Source organism: Staphylococcus pseudoxylosus (genome assembly GCF_044794325.1).
In the GTDB taxonomy this organism is placed as follows: domain Bacteria; phylum Bacillota; class Bacilli; order Staphylococcales; family Staphylococcaceae; genus Staphylococcus; species Staphylococcus pseudoxylosus.
In genome coordinates this window covers 2,078,641-2,100,897 of sequence record NZ_CP085024.1, presented here as the reverse complement: position 1 = coordinate 2,100,897, position 22,257 = coordinate 2,078,641, and the positions used below count along the sequence as shown (strand labels likewise).

The window sequence follows — 22,257 nt, the reverse complement described above, 5'->3', positions numbered from 1 at the left end:
ACTTGCGAAAATTATTAAAACATTTGATTTCCATAATATTTGCGCTTATTATTGTACTATTGATTCAGGCATTTGTACTTACAGGATCAGTTATAAAAGATGATAAAATGGCTCCAAATCTAAAGCAAGATGATCGCGTTATTGTTAATAAGATAAAAACGACATTTAATTTTTTAGATAATAATGATATTATTATGTATCGTAACGGAAAAGAAATCCAGTTTAGTAGAATCATCGGAAAACCTGGACAATCTATTTCATTTAAAGACGGGTCATTGTACAGAGATGATAGAGAAGTAAATGAACCTTATACAAACAATAACATCAATAACTTGTCACTTAGAAACATCAAAGATTCTGAAAGTGATATTATTCCGCCGAATGCTTACTTTGTACTTAATGATAATCGTGATAATAAAAACGATTCAAGAACATTAGGTTTCGTGCATCAGAAAGATATCATTGGCAATACAAGTTTAAGATATTATCCGTTTGAAAAATTTACAGTGACTTTTAATTAAATAAACGAGGTGAAGGAATTGAGAAAAGAAATCGTAGAATGGATTGTGTCCATCGTTGTTGCAGTGGCCTTAGTATTGCTAATTGTTAACTTCGTGGGAAAATCATATACAGTTAAAGGCGACTCTATGGATCCTACATTAAAAGATGGGGAACGCGTTATTGTCAATTTGATTGGCCAAAGATTTGGAGATGTTGAAAAAGGTAATGTGATTGTCTTCCATGCAACTAAGGATAATGATTATGTCAAACGTGTTATTGGTACAGCAGGTGATAACATCGAATATAAAGAAGATCAGTTATTTGTTAATGGTAAAAAAGTAGACGAACCGTACTTAGATTATAATGAAAAACATAAAGATTATAATTATATAACTGGTAGTTTTACAACAAAAGAGATGAACGAACAATCTGAAGGTGTAGAAAAAGTAAAAGATAAAAATAAAATCCCAGAAGGTAAATTACTTGTTCTCGGGGATAACCGTGAAGTAAGTAAAGATAGTCGTTCGTTTGGTTTAATTGACGAAGACCAAGTTGTTGGTAAAGTATCATTCAGTTTTTGGCCGTTAAGCGAAATGAAATTTGGATTTAATCCAGATACAAAATATGAATAGTAAAATATTGAGCGTAGGGCAGTGAAATTTTGTTAATCAAATAAGGTTTTATTGCCCTAACTTATTAATAAAGTAAACGTTCGAAAATTAGAACAGTGTATATTGACTAACAATAATATGTACAATATCAGTTGCTATTGTAAAGCGTATAGAAAAAGGATCGAGATAACTATTTGTGTCTCGATCCTATTTTTATTATAAACTACTAACAAATAATCAAATTTACAGTAAAGCCATATTCTAATTTATTCGACATTCAAGGTATAAGAATAGTTATACACAACCATATATATGTTAAAATGTGAGTCAAAGGAGTTGGCGTAAATCATGGAATTAAATGCTTATATTGGCAGAGCAGGCACAGGGAAATCGAAAACAATAATTGAAGAAATTAAAACAAAAATGCGAGAAGATCCATTAGGCGATCCTGTTGTTTTAATTGCGCCTACACAAAACACTTTCCAGCTTGAACAATCATTCGTAAGTGATAAATCATTAAATGGTAGTATGAGAACCGAAGTTTTACACTTTGAACGATTAAGTTATCGTGTGTTTCAAGAAGTCGGTGGTTTGATAGAACAACAATTATCTAAAGCAGGCACTGAAATGATGATTTATGACATCATACAACAACATCAATCAGAATTGAAACTATATCGCTCTCAAGTTAAATATTATGGATTTAGTGAAAAACTTTATGAACAAATACAAGATTTTAAAAAATATGCAGTAACTCCACAACAATTAAGTGATTATATTTCAGAAAATGACTTGCAAACAAGAACAAAGCATAAATTACAAGATATTGCACTGGTTTATAAACATTTAGAAGATAGAATTGACGGGACATATGTATCCACAGAAGATAGTTTACAAAGATTCATTACGATGATGGATCAATCTGAATGGTTAAAGCGAGCGGAAATTTATATTGATGGCTTCCATAACTTCTCGACACTAGAGTATCAAATCATTCGTAGTTTAGTTAAATGTGCTAAAAAAGTTACAGTGGTATTAACAACTGACGGCGATAAAGATATGTTTAGTTTATTTAGAAAACCTTCGGAATCACTGTCACACATAGAAGAAATTGCAAACGATCTCAATGTACAATTACATACGAAACGTTTTGATGAAGTATATCGCTTTGCTAATTCTGATCTAGCCAATTTAGAACGTAATTTTAATGCATTACAATTTGAGCCCACAGTTGCAAATGGCGATATAGCAATTTTAGAAGCAAGTGGGATGAGAGAAGAAATAAATGAAGTTGCTCGTCGTATTTTAAGAGAAACACGTGAGAAAGGCTATAGATATCAAGATATAGCAATTTTATATAGAGATGAAGCCTATGCCTATCTCATGGAATCAATTTTGCCACAATTTGGCATACCATATAATATCGATGTGAAGCCGTCAATGACACATCATCCTATAATGGAAATGATAAGATCACTTATTGAAGTAATACAAACTAATTGGAATTTTGATCCACTGATGCGACTTTTTAAAACAGATATACTATCGAAGAAATTTAAAGATAGTAATTATTTGATAGATATATTAGAGAATTTCGTTCTAGAACGTGGTATTTACGGTAAACGCTGGTTGGATGAAAAATATTTTGATATTGAGCAATTTAGAAAAATGGGGCTAAAACGTCAACAATTATCAGATGAAGAACGTGAGACCTTTGAGCGTGTTATTCAAATGAAAACAGATGTTATCAATAAAGTGATGTTATTTGAAGAAAATATGAATCGTGCAACTACAGCTATTGAATTTGCCACTGCTTTCTACGAATCGATGGAAGCATTCGACTTACCGAGCCAATTAATGACTGAACGTGATACGTTAGATTTTAACGGTCAACATAGAGCGGCTGAGGAAATTGACCAGATATGGCATGGCTTTATTCAAACGTTGGATGACTTAGTTACAGTGTTTGGTGAGCAAACAATGTCTAAATCGCGTTTTCTAGAATTGTTTGATATTGGCTTAGAACAGTTAGAATTTGTAATGATTCCTCAAACGCTTGATCAGGTGAGTATTGGTACTATGGATTTAGCAAAAGTAGATAATAAACAACACGTATATTTAGTAGGAGCGAATGATGGTGTTATACCACAAACTGTTTCATCTTCAAGTTTAATTACGGATGACGAAAAGAAATATTTCCAAGAACAATCCTCTATAGAATTAAGTCCTACGGCAGATATACTGCAAATGGATGAAGCATTTGTATGTTATATTGCAATGACACGTAGTTGTAAACAAGTTACATTTTCATATTCACTTATGGGGTCTAGTGGTGATCAAAAAGAACCAAGTCCATTTTTAAGTCAAATTCAACAATTATTTACAAATTTAGAAGTTCAAAATATACATCATCAACATCAAGCTCAACCACTTACTTTAATGGAACACCCACATCAAACTAAAATTGCTTTATTTGAATCGTTAAAAGCGTGGTTAGATGATGAAATTGTTGCGGAAACTTGGTTAGATACGTATCAAGTGATGCGAGACGATGAAAGTTTAAATGATGGTTTAGATTATTTATTAACTGCCTTAACTTACGATAATGAAACGGTTCAATTAAGTGAATCATTATCTAAAGAATTGTATGGTTCTACAATTAATGCAAGTGTTTCTAGATTTGAAGGCTATCAAGCTTGTCCATTTAAACACTTTGCATCACATGGCTTACGTTTAAATGAACGTACAAAATACAAGTTGGAAAACTTTGATCTAGGAGATATCTTCCATCAAGTATTGAAATTTATCTCAGAAAAAGTGAACGGTGATTTTAAGAATCTAAACCAACAAAAAATTCATAAGCTCACAGTTGAAGCTTTAAGTGAAATATTACCTGAAGTCCAATTTAACTTACTAAATTCAACGGCTTATTACCGTTATTTATCACAACGTATTGGTGCCATTGTAGAAACGACTTTAACAGCATTAAAATATCAGGGTAACTATACTAAATTTACGCCACAACGGTTTGAAGCTGGTTTTAGAAGAAAACCAAGAGATAATAGTGAGTTATTAGCTGAATCGTTACATACAAAACAAGGTATTCCTATAAATATACGTGGACAAATCGATAGAATAGATACGTATAAAAAAGGGGAAGAGAGTTTTGTAAATATTATAGATTACAAGTCATCTAAATATAGCGGTACGTTGGATTTAACAAAAGTTTATTACGGTATGCAAATGCAAATGATGACATATATGGATATTGTACTTCAAAATAAATCACGTTTAGGATTAACAGAGCTAACTAAGCCTGGTGGGCTATTATACTTCCATGTACATGAACCGCGCATTAAACTTGCATGGAATCAATTGTCGGAAGAAAAAAGAGACTCTGAATTCATCCAATCCTTCAAGTTGAGCGGCTTACTAAATAGTGATGAATCAGTATTAGATGCTTTTGATACTAGACTGGAGCCAAGTTATAATTCTGATATTGTACCTTTAGGGTTAAAGAAAGATGGTGGTATTAAAAGTAATAGTAAGGTGGCAGATGAGGATACCATTTATAAATTAATTCATCATAATAAACAAAACTTTATTGAAACAGCATCAAATATCATGGATGGACATACAGAAGTGGCACCAATGAAATACAATCAGACATTACCGTGTGATTTTTGTAGCTATAAATCAGTCTGTCATGTAGACGGTATGATAGATAGTAAACGTTATCGTACAGTTGACGAATCTATTGATCCATTAGAAGCGGTACAAAATGTAGTTTTAGAAAGTGAGGATGATGGTGAATGAGTCAAATACCAGTGAAACCTGGGGATACGAGATGGACAGATAACCAATGGAAGAGTATTTATGCCAAAGGTCAGGATATACTTGTTGCTGCTGCCGCAGGTTCTGGAAAGACTGCCGTACTTGTAGAACGCATTATACAACGTATTATTAAAGATGAAATTGATGTAGATAAACTGCTTGTTGTTACTTTTACGAATGCAAGTGCAAGAGAAATGAAACACCGTGTAGACCAAAGGATTCAAGAAGCTTCGAATGAAGACCCAAATAACACACATTTAAAGAATCAGCGTGTGAAGATACATCAAGCACAAATATCTACGTTACATAGCTTTTGTTTGAAATTAATTCAACATCACTATGATGTGCTAGATATTGATCCTAACTTTAGAACAAGTAGTGAAGCTGAAAATATATTGCTACTTGAACAGACAATAGATGAAGTGTTAGAAAAACATTACGACCAACTTGATCCTAATTTCATTGATTTAACGGAACAACTATCTTCAGATCGGAATGACAATCAGCTACGAAACACCGTTAAAGAAATGTTTTATTTTAGTGTGGCGAATCCAAATCCATCGGCTTGGTTGGATCAGCTATCAGCGCCATACGATGATATTACGAAACAAGCTGATTTACTAAAACTATTAAATGATTTAGCTATGATTTTTATGAATTCTGCATTGGAAGCTTTGAATAAAAGTTATGATTTGTTCATGATGCTTGAAGAAGTAGATAAACAAGTTGAAGTGTTAGAAAAAGAACGTCGTTTTATTGCTCAAGCAATGGAAGGCGGCATATTAAACACACAAGTTATTGCAGAACACCAGTTTGAAGCACGTTTTCCAGCTAAGAATAAAAAAATAAAAGAAGCCAATGAAATGATGTTAGATGCATACGATGATGGTAAAAAACATTACGATCAATATAAAGCGTTGGTAACTAAGGTACAAGAAGATTATTTTTCACGTAATGCTGAAGATTTAAAAATGGATATGCAGCGCTTAGCGCCTAGAGTAGCATATTTAGCACAAGTAACAGGGGATGTAATTGATTTATTTAATCAGAAGAAACGCAGTAGAAACTTACTTGATTTTTCAGATTATGAACATTTTGCATTGCGCGTATTGATGAATGAAGATGGCACACCATCAGATATTGCTGATATGTATTGTAAACAGTTTGAAGAAATACTTGTCGATGAATACCAAGATACCAACCGTGTACAAGAGCAAATTATTGCATGTATTAAACGGGGAAGTGAGGCAGATGGGAATTTATTTATGGTAGGTGACGTAAAACAATCTATTTATAAATTTAGACAAGCTGATCCCAGTTTATTTATAGGGAAGTATAACCGTTTTACATTAGATGGTTCAGAGAATGGTATGCGTATTGATTTATCACAAAATTTCCGTTCTAGAAAAGAAGTTTTGACTACAACGAACTATTTATTTAAGCATATGATGGATGAAGCGGTTGGAGAAATTGACTATGATGATGCTGCCCAACTTTATTACGGTGCTCCTTTCGATAATGAGCCACATAATGTCCAGTTGAACATGTTAGTGGAAGATGCTTCTTCGGACTTGAATGGTTCAGAACAAGAAGCAGAATATATTGTCCAACAAGTGGAAAAGATAATGTCGGAACATGAGATTTATGATATGAAAACTGAGCAGTATCGTAAACCAAGTTATAAAGATATTGTCATTTTAGAGCGTTCCTATGGGCAAGCACGTAAGATACAACAAGCGTTTAAAGATCATAACATTCCATTTCATGTAAATAGTAAAGAGGGGTACTTTGAACAGACTGAAGTTCAACTCATATTATCTTTCTTAAGAACGGTAGATAATCCATTACAAGATATTTATTTAGTTGGGCTTATGCGTTCTGTAATTTATCAGTTTACTGAGGATGAGTTATCAAATATCAGGGTGTTTAGTCCAAATGATGATTATTTTTATCAATCGATACAGCATTATATAGCCAATGACGCTGCTAATAAAAAATTAGTCACTAAACTCGAATATTTCTTGAAAGATATAGAAATGTATCAACGCTATAGCCAAAGTCACCCTGTCTATCAATTAATTGATAAGTTTTATAATGACCATTATGTCATTCAATATTTTAGTGGCATCATTGGTGGTAAAGGTAGACGCGCAAATTTATATGGACTGTTCAATAAAGCGGTAGAATTTGAAAATTCTAGTTTCCGTGGCTTATATCAATTTATTCGTTTTATAGATGAATTGATAGAACGAGGTAAGGACTTTGGTGAAGAAAATATTGTTGGCCCGAATGATGACGTTGTGCGAATGATGACAATTCATAGTAGTAAAGGGTTAGAATTTCCATTCGTGATTTACTCTGGGTTATCAAGACGATTTAGAAGAGATGATTTGCACAGACCAGTTATTTTAAATCAAAGCTATGGTTTGGGTATGACATATTATGATATTGATAGTCGCTTGTCTTATCCATCATTATCATCTGTTACGTATAAAGCGATAGCCGAAAAAGAAATGATTTCAGAAGAAATGAGGTTAATTTACGTTGCATTGACACGCGCTAAAGAACAATTATTTTTAATAGGCCGTGTAAAAGACGAAAAAGAACTAACTCAATTTGAACAGGTTTCAGTGTCGCAGACGCACTTACCTGTGAGCTATCGTTTAACCGCACAACGCCCGATTGATATGATTTATCCAATATTAGCTAAATATCAATCTACGTCACTGCCAAAAGAATTACGTTTTGAAACAACAATCAATGACATCGATGACTCAATGATGCCTTTTGTACAGTTAAAAACAGATTTTTATAAAGATATTGCGTCAGAAATCGTTATAGCTGAAAGTGAACAACGTACGCTAGTAGATATACAGTCGGCTCAGACTGGTAATGATGAGCTTAAGTCGCGGATTCATCAACAATTAAGTTTCAAATACCCACATCAAGTAGCTATTGAAAAGCCATCAAAACAATCCGTATCAGAACTGAAACGACAACTTGAAACAGAACAAGCTGATACTAACTACGATAGAGTTAGACAATATCGAATTGGCTCAGCTTCATATGAAAGACCGAAATTTTTAAGCCATACTACGAAACGAAAAGCAAATGAAATTGGTACGCTTATGCATACGGTAATGCAACATTTACCGTTTAAAAAGGAAGGGCTGTCTCATAGTGATGTGGATGTACTTATCAATCAGTTAATAGACAAGCATATTATTGATGAAGATGCTAAAAAGGATATCCGATATGAAGATATTTATCAGTTTATTGAAAGTGAATTATATTCAACGATTGCTATGAGTGAACGTATATATCGTGAGTTACCATTTGTTGTCAATCAAGCTAAAGTAGACCGTATTGAAAATATGGAAGAAGATGCTTCTATTATTCAAGGGATGATTGATCTTATATTTGAGAAGGATGGCCAATATTACTTCGTCGATTATAAGACAGATGCCTTTAATAGACGTCGCAATATGTCAGATGAAGCAATAGGGGCGCAGTTAAGAGAACGTTATAAGGTACAAATGGAATATTATCGAAACACTTTAGAAACTATATTGAATACAAATGTTAAAGGTTATTTATATTTCTTTAAATTTGGACAACTTTCTATCGATGAATAAAACAAATAATAAGGAGTGCATGTTGTGTCATCACAGCAAAGATTATATGAAATTGATGCATTACGAGGATTGAGTTTGCTCGGTATTATTTTAATGAATATATTAGTTTTTAGTTTTCCATATGAGGAAAGCTTATTGTCTGATGTGGTGCAGGGAACTGACGCTATTTTATTACACATCATTACCTTGCTTGTTATAGGTTCATTTTATCCTATTTTTACGTTCTTATTTGGTTATGGTTTAAGTATTATGTATGACAATAGCCAGATGAAACGCATTAACTATTATCCAATCATATTGAGAAGGTTAATTTTTCTTATGTTGATGGGTGTGTTACATGGATTTTTTGTGTTTTCAGGAGATATCTTATTTGGGTATGCATTTACAGGTATAATAGCGGTGTTATTTATTAAATCTAAAGCAAAGCGTTTAATAAAGTCGGCAATCATTTTATTTATCTTGAAAATCATATTGTTAGTTATACCGTTTGCAGTGTTTTCTTTTGTAAATGACCCTTATGCTCGGCATAATTTTAGTGGTGTAAGTTTGACTAAATTGATAGAAATCAAACAACAAGGAGGGTATATAGATTTTCTGAAAATAAATGCGTTTGAAAATTTATATAATATATTAGATGTTGTCACGGGGTCGGCTTATTTAGAATTTTTACCATATATTTTTTTAGGAATGGCTGCACAAAAATTAAAATTAGTTAAGCACATCCAACTGCAAAGACAAAGTGCAATTAAATGGGGGATATTATGCCTTATTATAGGTTATATTATCAAAATACCTTTTGCACTTGATTTTTCAAATAGTGCATACCAGTATATCAACATTGTTGGTGGTCCAATTGTTGCTGCAGGCTATATATTAATTTTTATTGCTATGTATCAAAGGACACGTGCTAGACAATTACTTAAGGTATTTACTTATCCAGGTAAATTAAGCTTGACCGTATACTTAACTCAAAGCATTGTGATGTCGATTATATTTTTAGGTATAGGCTTCGGTTTATATAACCAACTGTCATTATATCAATCCTATATCATTGCATTATTTGTTTATGTTTTACAACTCATAGGCTGTTACTATTATTTAAAACATTTTAAAATGGGACCATTTGAATGGCTGTGGCGTAAGATCACATATCTTAAATGAATTTAGATAATGCGAATGAATTGTAAAAATTATTAAATGAGTATAGAACATCATTAATGTGAAATATGTTAGTGGGAGTTATAGGTGAGAGGCGGCTCATGCATAGCTTTTATCTTTATGACAACTAGTTATCTTTGTAGAGATAGGATGGCAAATTTTTTAAATAAAGTAGATTGCCGTTCTACTCTCATTTTTAAACTTTAAAACTGTTTTTAATGTTTCAAAGGACAAATAATAAGTTGAAGTTGTAATCAAATCAGACATACAACATGAAAAAATGCGTTTTCATTAAGTTCAGGAGAATTTTTGTAAGCGCTAGTTATTTATTTGTTATTTATGGGTAAATATAGTTATAATATGTAATAAGATATAGATGAGGAGCTGATATTGAATGAAATTCCTATCATTCAGACATGAAGGACAGACATCTTATGGTGTGAAAGTTAAACGTGAAGAGGCTGCATGGGACTTAAAAAAAGTTTTTGCAGATTTTGCTGAAGGCGAATTCCACCCGAAAACATTATTAAACGGACTCCAACAAAACCAAGTTGTCGATTTTCAAGAACAAGTTCGTAAAGCTGTTGTTGCAGCAGAAGATAGTGGCAAAGGCGACGACTATAAAGTACAATTTAGCGAAATAGAGTTTTTACCGCCAGTCACGCCAACAAATAATGTGATTGCCTTTGGACGTAATTATCAGGATCATGCTAGTGAGCTAAATCATGAAGTTCAGCGATTATATGTGTTTACAAAAGCTGCTTCGTCATTAACTGGTGATAATAGCACGATACCTAACCATAAAGATATTACTGAACAATTAGATTACGAAGGTGAACTTGGTATTGTAATCGGTAAATCAGGTGAAAAAATTCCTAAAGGTTTAGCGCTAGATTACGTATATGGTTATACTATTATCAATGATATTACAGACCGTAAAGCTCAAAATGAACAAGACCAAGCATTCTTATCTAAAAGTTTAACTGGTGGTTGCCCAATAGGTCCTTATATTGTGACAAAAGATGAATTACCTACACCAGAAGATGTGAACATTGTTACGAAAGTAAATAATGAAATCCGTCAAGATGGTAATACAGGTCAAATGATTCTTAAAATAGATGAATTGATAGAAGAAATTTCTAAATTTGTGGCACTACATCCAGGTGATATTATTGCTACTGGCACACCAGCAGGCGTGGGCGCAGGTATGAATCCACCTAAATTTTTACAACCAGGTGATGAGATTAAAGTTACTATCGATAACATTGGTACATTAACTAATTTTATTGCTGATAAATAAAAATTATTAAGATAATATAGAGGGCGGGTATACGTATCAAATTTAAAATTTTGATTTGTATCCCGCTCTTTTTACTTTATCTTTAATAGAGTAATATAGAATTCTTTTTGAAAAATGAAGTGATTTTAAGTATGATAGGGTAAGTAATCTTTTAATTTTATAATTAAAAGACTACAATATACTTCTGTTTTATATACTTTTGAAGTGAAAAATGTGTGGGGGTTATATTATATGTTACATATGCATATAGCAAGTTGGGTATTATTAATTATTTTATTCTTTGCAGCTTACTTTAACTTTTCTGAAAAACAAGGTGCTTCACCTTATTTCAAACCAATTCATATGGTTTTAAGATTATTTATGTTACTTGTGTTAATTTCAGGTTTTTGGGTTTGGATTCAATCATTCTCATCTGATAACGCAGGTGGACATATGTTACTAACATTGAAAATGATTTGCGGCGTAGCAGTTGTTGCATTGATGGAAGTGACAATTACTAAACGTAAAAAAGGTCAACCAAGTCATAGTTTATTATGGACTACTATTGTAGTTATCATCTTGACTATCATTATTGGTGTTATTTTACCGATGGGGCCAATTACCCAAATGTTTGGTTTGTAAGTTATATAAAAGAGGCTACGACTTCATTGTCATAGCCTCTTTTGTTGTTTTGTCGGTAGATAAATATATTTAAACTAAAAGGTATTATAGTGTGAGACAACAAACGTTAACATAGTGTATTAAGATTGCGCTGAATTTTTTTCATTTAATCTATAGAAATGTATCAATATGTGGCTCTAACAGATGCCATAGTTCATTACTTAACTCATCAATAGAACAGTGTCTAGAGTAGGATATCCACCATATAATAACACCTACTATTGCCGAACCTAAAAATTGTAACGCTATTTCATTATCTTTTTGCTTTATGTTTTTCATAAATTTTTCAGAAAGTGTTTGTCTTAATATATTTAAATCAGATTTTTGTATTAATTGTTTTAAGATAAAATATTGTTTATCTATAGCTATGAGTATTTCACGCATATTTGCCTTACCATCTTGTTGAAGATTCATCGTACTTTCGCATTTTTCAATTGCTTCAGCTAAGATAAAATCTAATGATTGATTAAGTATGTCGTATTTATCTAAAAAGTTTAAGTAAATCGTTCCTCTATTGATATTGGAAACTTCGGCGATATCTTTCATAGATATTTTAGCAATGTCCTTTTTTTGCATTAGCATTATAAAATTTTCGATAATAAGTTGACGTGATTTTTCTTTTCTTTTATCCATAAAGATACCTCATTTATCAACGATTTTTGAAATCTGTACAATAAGCATCAATATACTTATTTTGTTTATTGAGTTTAACTTTTTATAATGATAAGTTCAAGTTAATGAACAAATGTTCATTAAAAAAGGAGGACGCATATGAATATGCTTATTTATGGCGCTGGAGTACAAGGGCAATATTTGGCACATGTATTAAATCAACCTGAAAATAACATAACATTATTAGCTAGAGGTCAAAATTATAAACGCTTAAATAACAGTGGTGTTGTATTGAATCATTATTTACAAAATAAAAGAACTACGGATCACTTTAATTATGTAAGTAATTTAGATAAGCATGATAACTACGATATTATCTTTGTAACAATGAAGTATTCAGATTTTTACTCAGTTGTACCTTCATTAGCTCAAAATATAAGTACCAATATTATTTTTATAGGTAATAACACCGATCCTCATAAGCTTCGTCAAACAGTACTTCGACAATCAATCACACATAAAAATATATCTTTTGGTTTTTTAATGACTGGAGGAAATAGAGGGGATAGTGCAACAACTGTTATTCGATTTAATGCAGGGGAATTAAAAGTAAGCCATCTTAATGGAGTAATACCATTCCATAATAAACTTGATGCAATTTTTAAAAATTCATCTATTAAATTAACTTACGAAACAAGGTTCGAAGATTGGTTAATGTCACATGCCGCAATGATAATACCTCTAAATGCAGGGATATCGTTGAAAAATAAATATAAAGATAATCAAAAACAACTTCTTAGTAATATGATTAAGTCATATAATGAATTACATTCACTAATTGAACATAGTAACTATAACATTGTCCCAAAATTACAGTCGACGCTTTTTAAGAATTTTAAATGGCTTGCTTATCCACTGTTAAAATTAATTATTAATATCAAAATAATGAATCAAATTCAAGGTTCAAATTCAGAAGTTAATGCTTTATACAAAGACATAAAATTGTTAAATAAACAAACAGCGTTAACAACAAATTATTTAGATGAAATGATTATAGAATTAAGATCATAAAGTTTAATTGTATTATAATCAATTTCTTTTGATATAAATAAGAAGATTATCCATAAGTATAGTTGTTAAAAGTGTAGTTAAGTTAATACGGAAATTTCTATAAAAAGAGATCCACTTTTTAGAATTATTCTGCTTTATAGCAAGCCTAAAAGTTAAATTACCAATAAAAAACGATGATTTCTAGTCAGTATGTGGCTAAAAATCATCGTTTTTTGTTTTTTATGTTAGTAAAATAAAGTTGAATTTTTTATTTACTTCGAGCTTTATAACCTATCATATTAATGATATCTTTAGGTCTGCTATATGGTGGTGCATAAGCAACTTCAAATTCTGTCAGTTCATCAATTGTTAATTTTTGCATCATTGCCATCGATAAGACATCGATACGTTTGTCTACACCTTTTTCTCCAACTGCAGCAGCACGAATAATACGTCTGTTAGATTTATCAAAATAAACACGTAAGTGTAATTTTTTATTTCCAGGGTAATATCCCGCATGTTCACCTTGATTAACTTCAACGATGCCATAATCAAAATGTTTTAATTCTTGTGGCGATAAGCCTACACTAGCAAAGGTAAAATCGAAGAATTTTACGATATTTGAACCTAAAAATCCTTTGAATTTCACTTTAGGATTACCAGCCAATTGTTCAGCAATGATACTTGCACCACGATGTGCTCCCCATGCTAGGGGCACGTGTGCACTTAAGTCAACGTGTCTATAATGTGATGTTATGATATCGCCAAGCGCATATATATTTGGTATATTAGTCTGAAATTGGTCATTCACAGGGATATAACCTTTGTCATCTAAAGTGATATTCGATGATTGGATAAAACCTGAGTTTGGTTTTACACCGACACCTTCAATAATTAAATCAAATGTTTCTACTTTACCAGAGGAGAAACATACTTTGTTACCATCTACTTTTGTTATTTCTTCATTAAAGCGATAAGCGATATGACGTTTATCCATTTCATCAATAATAGCTTGGTTCATATCTTGATCCATCAATTTGTTAATGTGAGTTGAGCGATGGATTAGCGTAGGCGTGATACCACGTTCATAAAGGTTGTCTAAAATTTCTAATCCTATATAACCTGTACCTACAACAAGTGCTTTTTTTACATTTTGTTGTTCAATAAAAGTCTCAATTGCATCTGTATCTTCCATATTTCTTAAAGTAAATGCTATAGGACTATTCAAGTTCAACGAATTTGCACTACATCCAGGACTTAATATTAAAGTATCGTAGTGTTCTTCAAACGAAGTATCATGCACGTGATCATAGACAGTAATTGTTTGTGAATCATCATTTATAGATGTCACTTCATGATACGTTTTTACTATTATATTTTTAGAATCATAAAAAGCTTCTGGTGTTGCTTCAAGTACTTTGTCGCGTGAATCAACGACATTGCCTAAATAGTAAGGTAACGCACAGTTAGCAAAACTCATGTCACGATCTTTTTCAAAAACAACAATTTCGCTTTCTTGATCCAATCTTCTTATTTGACTAGCTACAGTTGCGCCTCCAGCAACTGCACCAACGACTACAATTTTATTCATACTGAATGGCCTCCTCAAATTAAAATCGCAAATTAAATTTGAGATTTTATAGTTTCTTCATAAGGCATATTTAATTGGAAATAATCATTTAAATATCGTCCAATACCATCTTCATTATTAGAATATGTAACTTGGTTTGCAACGTGTTTAAGTTCGTCCAAGCCATTGTCCATGGCAATACCGTATTTAGCATATTTAATCATTTCTAAATCATTATCTTCATCACCGAACGCGATGATATGATTTCTGTCGATACCTAAATGAGTTTTTACGTAATCTATACCACGCGCCTTACTAATTCCTTGTTTAACAATTTCAATGACTGGAAATGGTGATCCCCATCTACGGTGTTCTATGTTTTCTGCGTAAAAGCGTGTTAACATTTGTTTGACTCTAGGAATCATGAATTCTTCTGCTTCAACTAAAATAGATGTAGGGGATTCAGTTAATGAAGTGAGTAAATCTCCAGTTTCTACTTTTGGATTGCCCATTGAAAATCCATCGAATAATCTTTGGTCATAGTTATTAATAAACACGTAGTCTTTGACTTCTGCAATGATATTAGATACACCATAATCATTTAAACTTTTTATTATATTTTTAGATAAATCTAAATCTAATACATCATGTTTTATTTCAAATTGATCATCTTTGGGATGATGTACGAATGCACCATTAAAGTTCACAACTGGCGTATCCATATTCAATTCATGGTAATAAATTTGGCTAGCTCTATATGGTCTACCAGTGGCAATCATTAATTTATGTCCTTGTTTTTGTAATTGAGTTAATACTTCTTTTGTATAAGATGTGATTTCTTTTTCATCATTTAAAAGTGTTCCGTCTAAATCTAGACAAATTAAATAAGGTTCCATTGAATTCTCCTTAATGTTTAATAATTGACGTATGAATATCATAGCATTTTATTGGCGTTTTGTAAGATATTTGATATATTGTTAGTATGATTAATTACGAAGAGGTGAAATGTATGGATGAAGGATTAAAAGATAGCATATTGAATGCTTTAGAAATGGTTATTGACCCTGAGTTAGGTATCGATATCGTAAACTTAGGTTTAATATATAATGTAGATGTAGATGACGAAGGTTTATGTACTGTAGAAATGACATTGACATCTATGGGTTGTCCAATGGGACCTCAAATTGTAAACCAAGTTAAAATGGTATTAGCAGAAATTCCAGAGATTTCAGATACAGAAGTAAATATTGTTTGGAGTCCACCATGGGGCAAAGAAATGATGTCTCGTTATGCTAAAATCGCTTTAGGTATCGGTTAAGCAAAATTAAAATAGTAATTATAAAATAGTCTAATGTACTTAATGTACATTGGGCTATTTTTTTAGCTAATATTCTTAAAATTCAGGGTATTTAAAAACATATTTTTTCTATAGTGCAATTCATTAAAATAATTGCAGTTGTATTACAGAAGTATTACAATGATTGAGTGAATAATAAGAAATAATAGTAAAATATTTTATTTTGGGGATGAAAGAATGAATAGAAATGAACAATAATTTAAATAAGCATAAGCAGTTAAAGTATAGTACGCGCTATATGCCGGGTTTAGATGGATTGCGAGCAATCGCAGTCATAGGTATTATAATCTATCATTTAAACAAACAGTGGCTGACTGGTGGCTTTTTAGGTGTAGATACATTCTTTGTGATTTCCGGGTATTTGATAACTAGCTTATTACTTTTTGAATATGAGTCCACAGGTATTATTAATTTAAAACAATTTTGGTTAAGGCGAATTAAAAGATTAATTCCAGCCATGTTGGTACTTGTGATGGTTGTAACGGTAGCAACTTTAATATTTAAACCTGCTGAAATTCTAAATATTAAACAAGATGCCTTTGCAGCTATTTTTTATGTGTCTAATTGGTGGTACATTGCAACAGATGTCAATTATTTCGAACAGTTTGCTTTTATGCCGCTAAAACATTTATGGTCACTTGCAATTGAAGAACAATTCTATATTATTTTTCCTATCGTCTTTATTTTATTACTGCTCACAATAAAGAAATATCGAAATGTAACTTTAGTACTTTGGATAGTCTCATTAGTTTCTTTATTAACAATGATTATTATTGGCCAAGCACAAACTGGTCATTCACGTGTTTACTTTGGTACTGACACACGATTACAGACTATGTTATTAGGTGTAATCTTCGCTTTTGTTTGGCCGCCGTTTAAATTAAAGAAAAATCCAAACCATATATTGAGAACTATCATTGATAGTATAGGCTTTGTTGGAATTGTACTATTGTTAATGCTGTTCTTTATAGTGAACGATGATAGTAATTGGATATATAATGGTGGTTTTTATTTAATTTCAGGATTGACGTTATTTGTAATTATGAGTGCAGTACACCCTTCCGGCTATTTTGCTAAAATATTAGGTAACCCGTTTTTTATATACATAGGGAAACGTTCTTATAGTTTATATTTATGGCATTTCCCTGTAATTAGCTTCATACATTCATATTATGTAGATGGGCAATTACCTGTTTACGTTTATGTTGCTGATATTATTTTAACTATTGTTTTGTCAGAAATGTCTTATCGTTATATAGAGACGCCGTTTAGAAAACGGGGGGTGCAAGTATTTAGTATCTCACGTGTAAATAAACAGGCAGTAATTAGATTAATCGTGTTAATGCTATTTTTATTACCTACAATATTTGTCTTTGCAGGGAGCTTTGACAAACTAGGAAAAAATGATATAAACGATAAAGCAACGTCATACAATACGGATGACATAGATAAATATTTAGTCAGACCCATTCCGGTGAATGACGTTAACTTCTTAGGTGACTCTGACTTTAAAAAAGATAAAGATAATGAAGTATATGCAGATTTAAAACCATTACTAATTGGAGATTCTGTAATGGTTGATATTGGAGAAACCTTTAAAACGCAAGTACCTCATGCTAATATTGATGGCCAAGTTGGTAGGAATTTATATGAAGCCATACCATTAGTGGATCAAAAATATCAAAATTATAATCAAAAATCAGATCAAGTTATCTTAGAATTGGGAACAAATGGAGACTTTTCCGAAGAACAATTAAATGAATTAATTAAAAAATTCGGTGAAGCGCAAGTGTATTTAGTAAATACACGAGTACCTAGAAGTTATGAAAGTCACGTTAATGAATTGATAGCGAATGCTGCCAAAAAACATGGTAATGTTACTCTAATTGACTGGTATAAACGTTCAGAAGGCCATACAGAATATTTTGCACCAGATGGTATACATTTAGAAGCAAAAGGTGTAAAAGCATTAACGGATGAAATATTAAAACATATTACCAAAAAATCTCAATAGACTAAACAACATAATAATGTTTGAGTTTTTGTTTCTATTAAAATCTAAAATTGTAGAAAAAAGATTTCATGTAAATGTCAATGATATTATAAATCAAATCAAAGTTTAGAACTTAAAAACGTATGCTAAGAAAGCACTTGTTTTCTTAGCATACGTTTTTTTATAATTTAACTATTTTAAGAGGGGCGCACAGTGACTTCGTTAACATTAACATGTTTTGGTTGAGAAATAGCATAGGATACAGCGTTAGCAATATCTTTAGGTTCTAATTTTTTCTGTTTTCTTCAAAAGGGCTTTTCGAACTGAGTTCCGTTTCCACCATACCTGGTGATACATTTGTTACACGTACACCTGTATTAGCTAGTTCTTTTTCTAAACCAATAGAAATAGCGCGCACAGAGAATTTTGTAGCACAATAAACAGATAAACGTTCGATAACTTCAAATCCTGAATCGGAACAAATATTGACGATATGACCTTTTTGATTATTGACCATATTTCCAACTACCGAATTAACACCGTAAAGCAAACCTTTAATATTTTCTGTCTTCTTTGTTAATCGGGTAATCATTTGCACTCATATCTCTTCTAGTCATGAGGCCATTTTTATTAAATTCCCAATGTTCATTGCCATGTGTACGCATCCATTGATTTGATTCTGCGTCACGCCATTCATATTCAAAACGAACAGAAATAAGATTATCTGTGTAACACCATAATTCTTTCATTAATTTATAATCAAGTTCTTTATTCCATTTTCTATATAAAAAAGATTTGATTGCTTCGCGTCCTTCAAAAAATTCAGTACGATTTCTCCATTTTGAGTCTTCCGTATAAGCAAGACAAACTTTTTCTGGATTTCGTGTATTCCATGCATCTTGAGCCATCTTTACTTTTTCCAACGCTGTCTGCTTATTGAAAGGTGGTATTGGTTTTTTAATTTCTTGTTCCATGTAAGCACACTCCCTTATAATGACTATTTACAATAATCGTAACACAATTCTAAGAACTGTCATTGTGTTTATTGAGTTAATCCATACGAAAATGCTAGTTGAGTTTTATTATTTATTAATAATAAATGTATGTTTTATTCTATGTTAAGCAGGCAAAATATAAGGTGTAGTAAGCTTTCAAGTCTTATGAAAAGAATATAAAAAAGCGTCCTTTATTGTTGATTAATTTAATAGGAAGTATTATAATATATTTAAGGTCAAAGAAAGTCAAAGTCAAACTTAAAGACGCTTGATCAAATACTAAATGGTGAGGTGAATCATTTTGGATATTAATCAAATGACCTATGCTGTTCAAGGCGCTTTACAAAAAGCTGTTGAATTAGCAAAAGCAAATGAAAACCAAAATATAGAAATTGAAGCTGTGTTAAAAGCAGCGCTTGAAGAAAACGAAAGTTTATTTAAAAGTGTGCTAGAGAGAGCTAATATTGATACTGAACATTTAAATAATGCATATACGAACAAATTGAAAAACTATCCAACCGTACAAGGAGATAATATTCAATACGGACAATATATTAGTCAAAAAGCAAATGAATTATTCAATAGTGCAGAGTCATATATGAAATCATATGAAGATGAATACATTTCAATGGAACATATCATATTAGCTGCAATGGACATTGATGATACGACAAAACAATATGTAGATAATAAAAAAGAAGTTATCGTAGAAATTATTAAAAAAATAAGAGGGGGAAATCATGTGACAACACAAAATCCAGAAGCAAATTATGAAGCTTTAGAAAAATATGGTAGAGACTTAGTTGAAGAAGTACGTCAAGGTAATATGGATCCAGTGATTGGTCGTGACGAAGAAATAAGAAATACAGTAAGAATTTTAAGTAGAAAAACAAAAAATAACCCCGTGTTAATCGGTGAACCAGGTGTCGGTAAAACAGCTATTGTTGAAGGCTTAGCGCAGAGAATTGTTAGAAAAGACGTACCTGAGTCGTTATTAGATAAGACAATTTTTGAATTAGACTTAAGTGCACTTGTTGCAGGTGCAAAATATCGCGGGGAATTTGAAGAGCGATTAAAAGCAGTCTTGAAAGAAGTGAAAGATTCAGACGGTAGAATCATACTATTCATAGATGAAATTCACATGCTTGTTGGCGCTGGTAAAACAGAAGGTGCAATGGATGCCGGAAACATGTTGAAACCAATGCTTGCTAGAGGTGAATTGCACTGTATTGGGGCTACAACATTAAATGAATATAGAGAATATATTGAAAAAGATTCAGCTTTAGAACGTCGTTTCCAAAAGGTAAATGTATCGGAACCAGATGTAGAAGACACAATTTCAATTTTACGTGGTTTGAAAGAACGTTATGAAGTTTATCATGGTGTACGTATACAAGATAAAGCATTAGTAGCCGCTGCAGAGCTTTCAGATCGTTATATCACAGATCGCTTTTTACCAGATAAAGCAATCGACTTAGTGGACCAAGCATGTGCGACAATTAGAACAGAAATGGGTTCTAATCCAACAGAATTAGACCAAGTTAATCGTCGTGTAATGCAATTAGAAATCGAAGAAAGCGCATTAAAAAATGAATCAGATAATGCAAGTAAACAGCGTTTGCAAGAGTTACAACAAGAACTATCCAATGAAAAAGAAAAACAAAATGCAATTCAATCTCGTGTAGAGGAAGAGAAAGAAAAAATTGCTAAATTACAAGAAAAACGTACGGAATTAGATGAAAATAGAAAAGCATTAGAAGATGCTGAAAATAATTACAACTTAGAAAGAGCAGCTGAACTACAACATGGTACAATTCCAGAATTAGAAAAAGAGTTACGCGAGTTAGAAGATGCATTCCAAAATGAACAAAATGGAGATAATGAACGTATTATTCGTGAAATTGTTTCTGATGAAGAAATTGGAGATATTGTTAGTTCGTGGACAGGTATTCCAGTTTCAAAACTTGTAGAAACTGAAAGAGAGAAACTGTTGAACCTTTCAGATATACTACATGAACGTGTTGTTGGACAAGATAAAGCAGTAGATTTAGTTTCTGATGCGGTTGTTAGAGCACGCGCAGGTATCAAAGATCCTAACAGACCTATTGGTAGTTTCTTATTCTTAGGTCCTACAGGTGTCGGTAAAACAGAATTAGCTAAATCATTAGCATCAACGTTATTTGATTCTGAGAAACATATGATTCGCATTGATATGAGTGAGTATATGGAAAAACATTCTGTCTCTCGTCTGATTGGTGCACCTCCAGGTTATGTAGGACATGACGAAGGTGGACAATTAACTGAATCAGTTCGCCGTAATCCATACTCTGTAATTCTATTAGATGAAATTGAAAAAGCTCACAGTGATGTATTTAACGTATTGTTACAAATACTCGAAGAAGGTCGCTTGACGGATTCTAAAGGACGTGAAGTAGACTTTAAAAATACAATTATCATTATGACTAGCAACATAGGTTCCCAAATTTTATTAGAAAATGTTAAAGATTCAGGTGTGATAACTGAAACAACAGAAAAAGCTGTGATGAACAGTTTAAACCAATATTTTAAACCTGAAATTATTAACCGTATGGATGACATTGTTTTATTCAAACCGTTATCTATTAATGATATGAGTTTGATTGTTGATAAATTATTAACAGAGTTAAATATTAGATTAATGGGACAACGTATTTCAATCGATGTATCAGATGAAGCGAAAGCTTGGTTAGGGGAAGAAGCTTATGAACCACAGTTCGGCGCAAGACCATTGAAACGTTTCATCCAAAGACAAATTGAAACACCATTAGCACGTAAAATGATAAGAGAAAACTTACCAGAAGGTACAACTATTGATATTGCATTGACTGATGATGGTTTAACATTTTCTGAAAATAAACCTGAAATAGTTTAATAAATACTATTAAATAGAAAGCAATTTCGCTAATTAAACTAATTTAGTTGGGGACGCGTTATAGAAAGCA

General features: G+C 31.9%; 16 protein-coding genes. 11 read left to right on the top strand and 5 right to left on the bottom strand.

Translation table 11 applies throughout. The annotated features are described in order from the left end of the window. The first annotated feature begins 2 nt into the window (after positions 1 to 2). The 7 genes from lepB (LG295_RS10010) (at position 3) to LG295_RS09980 (ending at position 11,660) form a co-directional block, all read left to right on the top strand. Complete coding sequence (lepB, locus tag LG295_RS10010; protein WP_107558161.1) at positions 3 to 521, top strand: signal peptidase I; 519 nt, start codon at positions 3 to 5, stop codon at positions 519 to 521. A gap of 18 nt (positions 522 to 539) precedes the next feature. Further along, a complete protein-coding gene (gene lepB / locus LG295_RS10005; RefSeq protein ID WP_107530112.1) occupies positions 540 to 1,133 on the top strand; it encodes a signal peptidase I in 594 nt (197 codons plus the stop codon). A gap of 327 nt (positions 1,134 to 1,460) precedes the next feature. Next, the gene (gene addB / locus LG295_RS10000; RefSeq protein WP_404475825.1) at positions 1,461 to 4,928 is read left to right on the top strand and encodes a helicase-exonuclease AddAB subunit AddB; all 3,468 of its coding nucleotides are present in this window, start codon (positions 1,461 to 1,463) and stop codon (positions 4,926 to 4,928) included. Then, entirely contained in the window at positions 4,925 to 8,581 is a 3,657-nt protein-coding gene (gene addA, locus LG295_RS09995; RefSeq protein ID WP_404475822.1) for a helicase-exonuclease AddAB subunit AddA, read from the top strand. Before addB ends, addA begins: the two co-directional genes overlap by 4 nt. A gap of 24 nt (positions 8,582 to 8,605) precedes the next feature. Further along, positions 8,606 to 9,742 carry a DUF418 domain-containing protein gene (locus LG295_RS09990; protein ID WP_326020453.1) on the top strand — a complete coding sequence of 379 codons (1,137 nt, stop codon included), beginning with the start codon at positions 8,606 to 8,608 and terminating at the stop codon, positions 9,740 to 9,742. 391 nt (positions 9,743 to 10,133) lie between these two features. Then, positions 10,134 to 11,039, top strand: a complete 906-nt coding sequence (locus tag LG295_RS09985) for a fumarylacetoacetate hydrolase family protein (RefSeq protein ID WP_107530108.1) — start codon at positions 10,134 to 10,136, stop codon at positions 11,037 to 11,039. A 231-nt stretch (positions 11,040 to 11,270) separates the two neighbouring features. Then, positions 11,271 to 11,660, top strand: coding sequence for a YisL family protein (locus LG295_RS09980; RefSeq protein ID WP_107558164.1), 390 nt, complete (start codon positions 11,271 to 11,273; stop codon positions 11,658 to 11,660). A 150-nt stretch (positions 11,661 to 11,810) separates the two neighbouring features. Here the strand turns inward: LG295_RS09980 and LG295_RS09975 are convergent, their stop codons facing one another. After that, positions 11,811 to 12,332: a TetR/AcrR family transcriptional regulator gene (locus LG295_RS09975; RefSeq protein ID WP_318833010.1), complete on the bottom strand. Its 522-nt coding sequence runs from the start codon at positions 12,330 to 12,332 to the stop codon at positions 11,811 to 11,813. 138 nt (positions 12,333 to 12,470) lie between these two features. Here LG295_RS09975 and LG295_RS09970 point away from each other — a divergent pair, with 138 nt between their 5' ends. After that, a complete protein-coding gene (locus LG295_RS09970; protein ID WP_318833009.1) occupies positions 12,471 to 13,382 on the top strand; it encodes a 2-dehydropantoate 2-reductase N-terminal domain-containing protein in 912 nt (303 codons plus the stop codon). Between the two features lie 247 nt (positions 13,383 to 13,629). On the opposite strand, the gene LG295_RS09965 is transcribed toward LG295_RS09970, so the two are convergent. Together LG295_RS09965 and LG295_RS09960 are read right to left on the bottom strand one after the other, a co-directional pair. After that, positions 13,630 to 14,952: a CoA-disulfide reductase gene (locus tag LG295_RS09965; RefSeq protein WP_404475820.1), complete on the bottom strand. Its 1,323-nt coding sequence runs from the start codon at positions 14,950 to 14,952 to the stop codon at positions 13,630 to 13,632. A 32-nt stretch (positions 14,953 to 14,984) separates the two neighbouring features. After that, on the bottom strand, positions 14,985 to 15,827 hold the full coding sequence (locus tag LG295_RS09960; RefSeq protein ID WP_107531659.1) for a Cof-type HAD-IIB family hydrolase: 843 nt from the start codon (positions 15,825 to 15,827) through the stop codon (positions 14,985 to 14,987). A gap of 113 nt (positions 15,828 to 15,940) precedes the next feature. Between LG295_RS09960 and LG295_RS09955 the strand changes: the two genes are divergently transcribed. Beyond that, positions 15,941 to 16,249: a metal-sulfur cluster assembly factor gene (locus LG295_RS09955; protein ID WP_017722322.1), complete on the top strand. Its 309-nt coding sequence runs from the start codon at positions 15,941 to 15,943 to the stop codon at positions 16,247 to 16,249. 226 nt (positions 16,250 to 16,475) lie between these two features. Then, on the top strand, positions 16,476 to 18,302 hold the full coding sequence (locus tag LG295_RS09950) for an acyltransferase family protein (RefSeq protein ID WP_404475816.1): 1,827 nt from the start codon (positions 16,476 to 16,478) through the stop codon (positions 18,300 to 18,302). Positions 18,303 to 18,567: 265 nt separating this feature from the next. Here LG295_RS09950 and LG295_RS09945 read toward each other — a convergent pair whose 3' ends face one another. Continuing rightward, on the bottom strand, positions 18,568 to 18,798 hold the full coding sequence (locus tag LG295_RS09945) for an SDR family NAD(P)-dependent oxidoreductase (RefSeq protein ID WP_318833007.1): 231 nt from the start codon (positions 18,796 to 18,798) through the stop codon (positions 18,568 to 18,570). 37 nt (positions 18,799 to 18,835) lie between these two features. Next, positions 18,836 to 19,255 carry a nuclear transport factor 2 family protein gene (locus LG295_RS09940; protein WP_318833006.1) on the bottom strand — a complete coding sequence of 140 codons (420 nt, stop codon included), beginning with the start codon at positions 19,253 to 19,255 and terminating at the stop codon, positions 18,836 to 18,838. A gap of 322 nt (positions 19,256 to 19,577) precedes the next feature. On the opposite strand from LG295_RS09940, the gene clpB reads away from it, so the two are divergent. After that, positions 19,578 to 22,187 carry an ATP-dependent chaperone ClpB gene (gene clpB / locus LG295_RS09935; RefSeq protein ID WP_107531657.1) on the top strand — a complete coding sequence of 870 codons (2,610 nt, stop codon included), beginning with the start codon at positions 19,578 to 19,580 and terminating at the stop codon, positions 22,185 to 22,187. The last annotated feature ends 70 nt before the right edge of the window (positions 22,188 to 22,257 follow it).